The organism is uncultured Corynebacterium sp. (assembly GCF_902782855.1).
In the GTDB taxonomy this organism is placed as follows: domain Bacteria; phylum Actinomycetota; class Actinomycetes; order Mycobacteriales; family Mycobacteriaceae; genus Corynebacterium.
This window is the reverse complement of sequence record NZ_CACZOO010000039.1, coordinates 1-9,588: the sequence shown is the minus strand read 5'-3', so window position 1 is coordinate 9,588 and position 9,588 is coordinate 1. Positions and strand designations below refer to the sequence as shown.

General features: G+C 69.2%; 8 protein-coding genes. 7 read left to right on the top strand and 1 reads right to left on the bottom strand.

Annotated features, from left to right (window positions below; all coding sequences use genetic code 11):
• Positions 1–35: 35 nt before the first annotated feature.
• Entirely contained in the window at positions 36–986 is a 951-nt protein-coding gene (locus QZV72_RS01710; RefSeq protein WP_297004444.1) for a 1,4-dihydroxy-2-naphthoyl-CoA synthase, read from the bottom strand.
• Positions 987–1,008: 22 nt separating this feature from the next.
• Between QZV72_RS01710 and QZV72_RS01705 the strand changes: the two genes are divergently transcribed.
• From QZV72_RS01705 to QZV72_RS01675, 7 genes are all read left to right on the top strand, one after another.
• Positions 1,009–2,082, top strand: coding sequence for an o-succinylbenzoate synthase (locus tag QZV72_RS01705; protein WP_297004442.1), 1,074 nt, complete (start codon positions 1,009–1,011; stop codon positions 2,080–2,082).
• 254 nt (positions 2,083–2,336) lie between these two features.
• Entirely contained in the window at positions 2,337–2,972 is a 636-nt protein-coding gene (locus QZV72_RS01700; protein ID WP_297004440.1) for a hypothetical protein, read from the top strand.
• Complete coding sequence (locus QZV72_RS01695; protein ID WP_297004436.1) at positions 2,969–3,619, top strand: hypothetical protein; 651 nt, start codon at positions 2,969–2,971, stop codon at positions 3,617–3,619. Before QZV72_RS01700 ends, QZV72_RS01695 begins: the two co-directional genes overlap by 4 nt.
• 826 nt (positions 3,620–4,445) lie before the next feature.
• Complete coding sequence (locus QZV72_RS01690) at positions 4,446–5,408, top strand: hypothetical protein (protein WP_297004433.1); 963 nt, start codon at positions 4,446–4,448, stop codon at positions 5,406–5,408.
• Positions 5,409–5,886: 478 nt separating this feature from the next.
• Complete coding sequence (gene menD, locus QZV72_RS01685; protein WP_297004432.1) at positions 5,887–7,875, top strand: 2-succinyl-5-enolpyruvyl-6-hydroxy-3-cyclohexene-1-carboxylic-acid synthase; 1,989 nt, start codon at positions 5,887–5,889, stop codon at positions 7,873–7,875.
• Positions 7,868–8,431: a DUF3592 domain-containing protein gene (locus tag QZV72_RS01680; RefSeq protein ID WP_297004429.1), complete on the top strand. Its 564-nt coding sequence runs from the start codon at positions 7,868–7,870 to the stop codon at positions 8,429–8,431. Before menD ends, QZV72_RS01680 begins: the two co-directional genes overlap by 8 nt.
• A 29-nt stretch (positions 8,432–8,460) precedes the next feature.
• Positions 8,461–9,588 (top strand): glycosyltransferase family 4 protein (locus tag QZV72_RS01675; RefSeq protein ID WP_367119079.1); only part of this gene is annotated, 1,128 nt, incomplete at its 3' end.

Here is a 9,588-nt window from a genome sequence, read left to right as displayed (position 1 = left end):
CCGGGGAATGCCCGGGAGCAGGACGCCGGGCGGGGTCAGTAGTAGTACGGGAACTCGTCCCAGTCCGGGTCACGCTTCTCCAGGAAGGCGTTCTTGCCCTCCACCGCCTCATCGGTCATGTACGCCAGGCGGGTCGCCTCGCCGGCGAAGACCTGCTGCCCCATGAGACCGTCGTCGGTGAGGTTGAAGGCGAACTTCAGCATGCGCTGCGCCGTCGGCGACTTGGTGTTGATCGCCCGGGCCCACTCGATGGCCGTGTTCTCCAGCTCGGCGTGGTCGACGACCTCGTTGACCGCGCCCATCTGCATCATCCGCTCGGCGTCGTAGGTGCGACCGAGGAAGAAGATCTCCCGGGCGTACTTCTGGCCGACCTGCTTGGCGAGGTAGGCCGAGCCGTAGCCGGCGTCGAAGGACCCCACGTCAGCGTCCGTCTGCTTGAACCTGCCGTGCTCACGCGAGGCGAGGGTGAGGTCGCAGACGACGGGCAGGGAGTGGCCGCCGCCGGCCGCCCAGCCGTTGACCAGACAGATGACGTCCTTCGGCATGGTGCGGATGAGCCGCTGCACCTCGAGGATGTGGAGGCGTCCCCCTTCGGCCTTGGCGCGGGCGGCGTCCACCGAGGTCGCGTCGGCGTGCTCCACGTCGGAATCGTGGGAGGACGCGTACTGGTAGCCCGAGCGGCCACGGATGCGCTGGTCACCGCCGGAGCAGAACGCCCAGCCGCCGTCCTTCGGGCTCGGACCGTTGCCGGTGAGCAGGACGGTGCCGACGTCGGGGGAGCGTCGGGCGTGGTCGAGGGCGCGGTAGAGCTCGTCGACGGTGTGAGGTCGGAAGGCGTTGCGCACCTCCGGGCGGTCGAAGGCGATCCGGACGATGCCGTTGGCGCGTCCCTCACCGATGTGCCGGTGGTAGGTGATGTCGTCGAAGTCGAAGCCGGGGACCTCGCGCCACAGGTCGGGGTTGAAGGGGTTGCTCTGTTCGGTCATGCGCCCATCGTAGGCTGTGGGCATGACTGCTCCCTCCGCCCCGACCCCGCCGCTGCCGACCCTCGACGATCTCACCGACCGGGCCCGTGTCGTCACCTGCCCCCTGCGGGTGCCCTTCCGGGGCGTCACCGAACGCGAGATCATGCTGATCGAGGGGGCGGACGGTTGGGTCGAGTGGTCGCCGTTCCTGGAGTACGGCGCCGTCGAGGCGTCCCGCTGGCTGCGGTCGGCCCTGCTGCTGGGGTGGGACGCCGGTTCCCTGCCGACCCCCGGCCTCACCTCGGTGGAGGTCAACGCCACCGTTCCCGCGGTCACGGACGCCACCGTGATTCCCGACCTGCTCGACCGCTATCCGGGGTGCACGACCGTGAAGGTGAAGGTCGCCCAGCGTGACCAGGCACTGGCAGATGATGTGGCCCGCGTGCGTGCCGTACGCGAGGCGGTGCCCGGCATCTCCGTCCGGGTGGACGCCAACATGGGCTGGACCGTCGACGAGGCCTTCGCGGCGGCGGTGGCGTTGACGGACCCGTCGCGGGGTGGTGGCCCGCTGGACTACATGGAGCAGCCGTGCGCGACCGTGGCGGAGCTGGCGGAGCTGCGGCGGCGGCTCGGGTCGCGCGGCATGATGGTGCGGATCGCGGCGGACGAGTTGATCAGGAAGGCGTCCGACCCGCTGGCCGTGGTGCAGGCCGGGGCATGCGACGTGGCGGTGCTCAAGGCCGCGCCGCTGGGCGGGGTGGACCACGTGCGCGCCATCGCGCAGGAGGTCGGACGTCGTGGGGTCGCGGTGACGGTCTCCTCGGCCCTGGAGTCGGCGGTGGGGATGTATGCGGGACTGTTCGCCGCGGCATCCCTGCCCGGCTACAGCGATGACGAGGACATGGTCGTCCATCCGCAGGCCGCGGGTCTGGCGACCGGGTCGCTGTACCTCGAGGAGGTGTGTGCGCCGCGGCGGATCATCGACGGACGGATCGCGGTGGAGCAGTGTGTGCCGGAGGACGCCAGGCTGGATGCGCTGGCGTCCGCCCCGGAGCGCCGTGACTGGTGGTTCGACCGGCTGGCGGCGGCCTACGCGGTGCTGGCTGCGGCCCGGTAGATCTACCAAGCTGACGACACTCCGGTAGTGTCACCGCCGTCAGTTCTACCGCCGTCCTCCACCAGGGCTGCCGCTGGAGTGGAACTGGGCTGGCGCCTTGCCCGGCATCCCTTCCTGCAGGGTGGAAGCCCTTCCTGTCGCCTCAGCAGGGCCACCCGACAGTACGGAATGCCGCTGTGCCGAAGGGGATGCCACCCGGGGTGAGGTCCGTGTGTCCGTGATCCCACCACCAGTCGTCCGGCATAATCGACCCGGTGAACGCCGATCCCCGCACCGCGTCGCTGCCCGCATCATCTGTGCCGTCCCTGCCCGACCCCCGTGACACGATCCGCGTCCGCGGCGCCCGCGTCAACGACCTGAAGAACATCGACGTCGACCTGCCGGAGCGGAAGCTCACCGTCGTCACCGGCCTGTCCGGCTCCGGCAGGTCCTCCCTCGTCTTCAGCACCGTCGCCGCTGAATCGCGCCGTCTCATCGACGAGACCTGCAGTGCCTTCATCCAGGGCTTCATGCCCTCCCTGCCACGACCCGACGTGGATGAACTGACCAACCTCACCGCGTCCGTCATCATCGACCAGGAACGTATGGGCGCGAACTCGCGGTCCACCGTCGGCACCGCCACGGATGCCTCCTCGACACTCCGTCTCCTGTTCAGCAGACTCTCGGACCCCGTCGTCGGCACCGCGAAGGAACCTCCTTCAACCTCCCCGACGGCCGGTGCCCCGCCTGTGAAGGCTCCGGAACTACCGCGGACCTGGACCTGGCGTCCTTCCTCGATGAATCGAAGTCCCTCAACGACGGGGCGATCGACGCGCCGGGATTCGGCGTCGGCGACTGGTACTGGTCCTCCTACGCCCCCAACGGACGCCTCGACCCCGACCTGCCGGTGAAGGACTTCAGCGACGAGGACCGCGAATTCTTCCTCTACGCCCCGACGCAGAAGATCAAGGTGGCGAAGGAAGACAACAACGGCTTCTCCACTTTGACCTACGACGGCCTACGACGGCCTACGACGGCCTCGCCACCCGGATCCGCCGGCTGTGGATCGACCGCGACACCCCGCCGAAGCAGAAGAACATCGTGGCCTTCGTCGAGAAGATCAGCACAACCGGTGTGTGCCCGGCCTGCCACGGCGCGCGTCTGTCCGGGGCCGCCCAGCACCGCCACCGTCGCCGGCAGGACGCTGCCTGAATGCTCGTCCATGCAGGTCGGTGACCTGGTGGAGTTCCTGGGTGACTTGTCGGGCGAGCTGGACGAGGGCACCGCAGCCTCCGTCGGCCCCGCGCTGACCACCCTCACCGCCCCATTGTCGGCGCTGGCCTCCGTGGGGCTCGGCTACCTCAGCCTCGACCGTCCCGCCGGCACACTGTCCGGCGGTGAGCGGCACCGGGCGAAGCTGGCGTCCCGCATCGACGGAGACGCCCCGGTGATCGTCCTCGACGAGCGGACGACCGGACTCCACCTCGCCGATACCGCGACGCCGGTGGAGATGATGCAGAAGCTGGTGGACGCCGGGCACACGCTCATCGTCATCTAACACAACCTTGCGGTCATCGCGGCCGCAGACCACATCACCGACATCGGTCCGGGTGCGGGACATGACGGTGGACGAGTCGTGTTCCAGGGGTCGCCGGCGGAGCTGGTGGCTTCGTCTCCTGCATCGTCCCCCTCATCGACCGGCCGCTACCTCGCCGCTGCCGTGCACTGATGAGGGCCATTCTGGCCTGCCCTGTTCCGGCCATTCTGGCCTGCCCTGACCTGCCGGTACTGCTCCGGCCATTCAGCCCTGCCCTGTTCCGGCCTGCCCTGACCTGTTCCGGCCTGCCCTGACCTGCCGGTACTGCTCCGGCAGACCGGCTCTCAGTCGCCCATGCCGCCACTCTTCCGAGACCTGGCAGGGGTAATTCCGCAGTGGCAGGGGAGAAGCAGGATTCAGCGGCTCTACAGGAGGATTACCCCTGCCGGTTTCGGACTACCCCTGCCAGCCTTGGATTACCCCTGCAGTCGGCGCCGGAGTACCTCGACCGAAGGGGCAGCAGTCATTGCAGGACACCTGCTGTTTTCTGTCGTAGCAGGTCAGTGAGGTCACTGTGGATGCACTGTCCACAGGTGTTCCGGTGCCGGTGGCGGATTCTGCGAGGTGCTGGTTCACTGCGGCCATGATGAACACAGACTTCAGGGTCAACACAACCACCAAGGACCGCCTCATTACCTCCACCACCGGCCGCGACCTTGAGCCTCCGCCCGGGATCATCGTCTCCACCTGCGGGGAATCCCGACCGACCGACTGGTACCTGAACCAGGTGAGGTCCGGTAAACGGGGAGGAGGTGCAGGAGGTGGGGGCCCATCGGGTGTTCGGCCGGTGACCAGGGGTGAGCTGCAACGGGCAGGTGTCAGTGACACGGCGCTGCGGAAGTACTTCACGCGCATCGAGTACGGTGCCTACCTTCACAACAAGGCACTGTTGCCGGAGAAGACCTCCAGCGGTTTCACGCGTCAGCGTCGTGTTCCGGCGCTGGCACTGGTCAGAGCGCACGCACTGCACAATCCGGACCATGTCGCCACCGGGTTCGCGGCCGGAACAGGATACGGGATGAACTATTTCGTCTATGACGAGATCATGGAGTTCCTGGTTTCCAGAGGTGCGGAGTGCGCGAACTCGGCACCACACCTGAAGCTGACCCGCACCCGGCAACTGGCGTCATTTGTCAAGGATGCACGGACCCCCGACAGGGCAGTTCCCACGTTGAAGTGCACTGCCCCGGCCGTGACCCTGGGATATATGCTCCGCTCTCTGGAAATCCAGGATGATGCGCGTGACCAGCGGTGGAAAGTGCCCGATCTGACTTCCGTCCGACCGCATCTCTCTGCATCCTTCATACGCTCCGTGCAGTCCAGTGATGCACTCCACCAGGCTCTGGGATTCGTCATTCCCGGGACCGCCGCGAACATCCGGGGAGTGTCGCCGGCGGTGGCGTCGGTGGTTCTCGGTTCGACGGATGTGGGCGCGGAGTCGCCGCCGGAGACGTTGTTGCGTCTGGTTGTCGCGGATCTGGCCCCGGGCTTGAGGACGCAGATTCCGGTTTTCCGTGACAACGGTTTCCTGTTGACCACGGTGGACATGGGGTGGGAGGAGCAAAGAGTGTTCCTGTTCTATGACGGCGAGCATCACCTGGAGCGGACCCAGCGGGACCATGACAGCGAGGTGCTGGCTACGCTCCAACGCCACGGCGGTCGAGTGTTCCGGGTCACCGCCGGTCACATCAAGGACGCCGACACCGTGGAGAAGCTCCGGGAGATGATCGCCGAGGCACTGGCGGGGTGACTTGGCAGGGTGACTTGGCGGGGTGACTTGGCGGGGTGACTTGGCGGGGTGACTTGGCAGGGTGACTTGGCAGGGCGACTTGGCAGGGTGACTTGGCAGGGCGACTTGGTGGGGTGACTTGGCAGGGTGACTTGGTGGGGCGGTTCGGCGGGTCGGCTCGGTGGCCCGGCCTTCGGGGCCTCAGCGGGGAGTGACCGAGCAGTGTGGGGCATGCAGGGGATCTGGACGTTGGCAGGGGTATCTCTCTGGTGGCAGGGAAGAATCCGGATTCAGTGGCTCCAGGTGAGGACTACCCCTGCCAGTCACCAGGTACCCCTGCCGATGATTAACCAGACCTGCCGGTGCAGAGCGAGCCCTGACACTTGCCGGGTACGCCCGCCGGAGCGTGCTGTGGGGCTACCCGCGCCACCCGGGAGTCCACCCGGGTCTGGGGCAGCTGAATGACCTGGATCGGGGCCCGGCAGGTAGCGTCAGGGGGGTGACTGACGAACGCCCCGAGCACGAACCCGAGCATGAACCCGAGCACGATTCCGGGCACAACCCCGGTGCCGCCGACTCCGGTACCTCCGGCACCTCCGGCGACACCGCCGGAGAGCGCGCCATCGCCCCGGCAACACTGGTGGCGGCCGTGATCGTCGACGAGCTGGTCCGTGCCGGAGTCCGCGAAGCAGTCGTCTGCCCCGGGTCCCGCTCCGCGGCCCTGGCCCTCGCCCTGGCCGAGGCCGACCGCACCCACCGGCTCCGGCTGCATGTCAGAACCGATGAACGTTCGGCGTCCTTCCTGGCCCTGGGACTGGCCCGGCGTGGTAACCGCCCGGTCCCGGTCGTCATGACCTCGGGTACCGCCGTGGCGAACTGTCTGCCGGCGATGGTGGAGGCCACGGCGTCCGGCGTCCCGCTGCTCGTCCTCTCCGCCGACCGCCCGGTGAGTTACCAGGGCACCGGCGCGAACCAGACCATCGCCCAGGCGGGGATATTCGGTGCCCACGCGGTCGAGGCGGTGGGCCTCACGACCGCGCTGCATGACCGACCCGACCACCGGGAGATCAGGACGGTCGTCGACCGTGTCGTCGCGGCGTCCCTCGATCTCTTCGGCGGCGGGGTCCGCGCCGGGGGCGTGCAGCTCAACGTGCACTTCGTTGAGCCGTTGGTGCCCGGGACGACGGCCGATGTCTCGCTCGCGGCCCGGATCGCCGCAGAGCAGATGCGGGACGGGGAATCCTGCCGTGAGGCCGCCGGTACGACCGGTGTCACGGACACCGGTGCCCCCTGGCGTGCCGCAGCCCGCCCCGTCACCGCGCTGCCCCGTGGCGCCGCCCCGACCCGGGCCGTCCTGCCGCAGAGTCCGGTCGTGACCGTCGACCTGTCACTCCGCACCCTCGCCATCATCGGGGACGTCCGTGACCGCACCTGGGCCGCGCAGATCCTCGACACTCTCGCCGACGTCCCCACCATCGCCGAGCCGACGGCCCCCGCCCCGGTCACCCCGGTCCATCCGGCGGCCGCCGGCCTGTTCAGCGGCACCGTCTCCGGGGACACCGCCACCGCCGAGCTGCGTCCCGAACAGATCGTGCTCGTCGGACGTCCCACCCTGCACCGCAGCGTCTCCCGCCTCCTGGCCGACCCCCGGATCCGCGTCGTGGCGTTGACCGACCGGGATGTCGTACCGGATGTCGCCCACACCGTCCGTGAGTGGGGACGCGCCGTCACCCTCACCGGCGAGCACCCCGCAGGTTGGCCCTCGGTCTGTGAGGCCGCCAGCGGTGTCGCCGTCGATGTCATGCACGACCTGCTCTCCGGAGCGGACTTCACTGGACTCCACGTCGCTGCCGCGGTCACGGACGCTCTGCGTGACGGGGACGCACTGGTTCTCGGCGCGTCCTCGGCGGTGCGGGACGCCTCACTCGCCGGACTGCCCTTCGACGGGGTGTGGGCGGTGTCGAACCGTGGCGCGGCCGGTATCGACGGCACCGTCTCGACCGCCGTCGGCGTGGCCCTGGCGCACGCCAGTGAGTGTCCCGAGCTGGTCCGGGCCCCCCGGACCGTGGCACTGATGGGTGACCTCACCGTCCTGCACGATCTCAACGGTTTCACGATCGGCCCCGGCGAGCCTCGACCGGACAATCTCGTGGTCGTGGTCTCCAACGACGACGGAGGTGCGATCTTCGAGACCCTGGAGGCGGGCGGTGCCGGTTTACGTACCTTCGACGACGGGGTGGACGCCTTCGACCGTGTCTTCGGTACTCCGACCGGTGTCGATCTCGGTGCACTGTGCGCCGGGCACAGGGTCTCCCACCGTCGGGTGACGGACCTGCCGGGTCTCATCGCAGCCCTTGACGAGCATGCTGAGGGGTACACCGACGGTTTCCTCGTCATCGAGGCGGTGGTGCAGCGGGCCCCGCGCGCTGCCCTGCACGCCGCGCTGCGGTCGCAGACCACACTGACCGCCGGGGGACGCCGTGACTGAGGAGCAGCAGGCGGCACAGGCGGCACAGGCGGACCGGTCACAGGAGTCGCAGGAGTCGCAGGAGTCACAGCAGGCGCGGCCGGCGCGCAGGAGCAGTGACCGCTGGCGACACCCGGTGGAGAGCATCCTGGACCTGCCTCGACCCTCCCGGACCACGGTGCACCGTCGTCTCGTCCAGGCACTCCTCGTCGGCTACCTGCTCGCGTGTGTGATCAGCGGGTCCCTCGTCGTCACCGCGGCGGTCAGTGACTGGCGGATCAACCACGACCACGGTACCTCCACCGCCGAGGTGCTGTCCGCCGGGTCGAAGACACTGGTCCGGTTCCCTGACGACGAGGGGCGCTACCATTCCCCGGCAACCGGGCTGAAGTACCCCGGGGGGCTGAGCGTCGGGGACCGCGTCAAGGTCGAGTATCAGCGGTCCGATCCGGACAACGTGAAGGTTGAGGGGCGGAACTGGACCCTGGCCTTCCTCCCGGCGATCTCGACCTGGGCGGTGTGTTCGGTCATCGCCGCCGTACTGGCGGGTGTGGTGCGCCGGTGGTTCCGCCGGTGAGCGGCGACCCGGTGGGCGGCGACCGGCCGCTGCGTGTCGCCGTCGTCGCAGAGAGTTTCCTGCCGCAGGTCAACGGGGTGGTGAACTCGGTGCTGCGGATCCTCGACCATCTCCGCCGTACCGGCCATGAGGCGGTCGTCATCGCCCCCGGTGTCACCCGCCGGGAACGACGTGCCGGCGCGGACGCCGTGACCAGGTACCGGGGTTTCCCCGTGGTCCGCGTCCCCGCCCTGTACCTGCCACGCATCGAGTCCCTGCCGATCGGCGTCCCCTGCCCGGCGGTGCTGCGGGTACTGCGCCGGTTCCGCCCTGATGTGGTGCATCTGGCCAGCCCCTTCGTGCTGGGGGCGGGCGGGGCTGCGGCGGCGGGGGTGCTGCGCGTCCCGACCGTGGCCGTGTACCAGACCGACATTCCCGGCTACGTCGACCAGTACGACCTGGGGTTCATCATCCCGGCCCTGCGCGCCGGGGCCTGGCAGGTCGTCCGCGGGATCCACAACCGTGCCGCGGTGACGCTCGCCCCGTCCTCGGCGACTGCGGCGATGCTCGCCGACCACGGCGTCCGGCGCGTGAGCCGGTGGGCCCGTGGGGTGGACTCCGATCTCTTCAACCCCGCCCGCCGCAGTGACGACCTGCGACGACGCTGGGATCCGTCCGGGGCCCGTCGGATCGTCGGCTATGTCGGACGCCTCGCCAGCGAGAAGAACGTCCAGCGGCTGGCTGCCCTGGCCGATGATCCGGGTACGCGGCTCGTCGTCGTCGGCGACGGTCCGGAACGCCCCCGGCTGGAGGCCCTCCTGCCGGACGCCGTGTTCACCGGTGGGCTCCTGGGCACCGACCTCGCCGAGGCGTACGCCAGTCTCGACGTCTTCGTGCACACCGGGGAGTTCGAGACCTTCTGCCAGGGCCTGCAGGAGGCACTGGCCTGCGGGGTGCCGTCGGTGGCGCCGGCGGCCGGTGGTCCGCTGGATCTCGTGGTCCCCGGGGTGAACGGCGAGTTGCTGGATGTGGCGTCCTTTGAACGGGATCTGCCGGCGGCCGTGGACCGGCTCGGGGGCCCCGGCCATGACAGGGTGGCGGACGCCGCGCGGCGCAGTGTGCTGCACCGTACCTGGCCGACGCTGTGCGGTGAGCTGGTGGACGTGTACCGGGAGGTG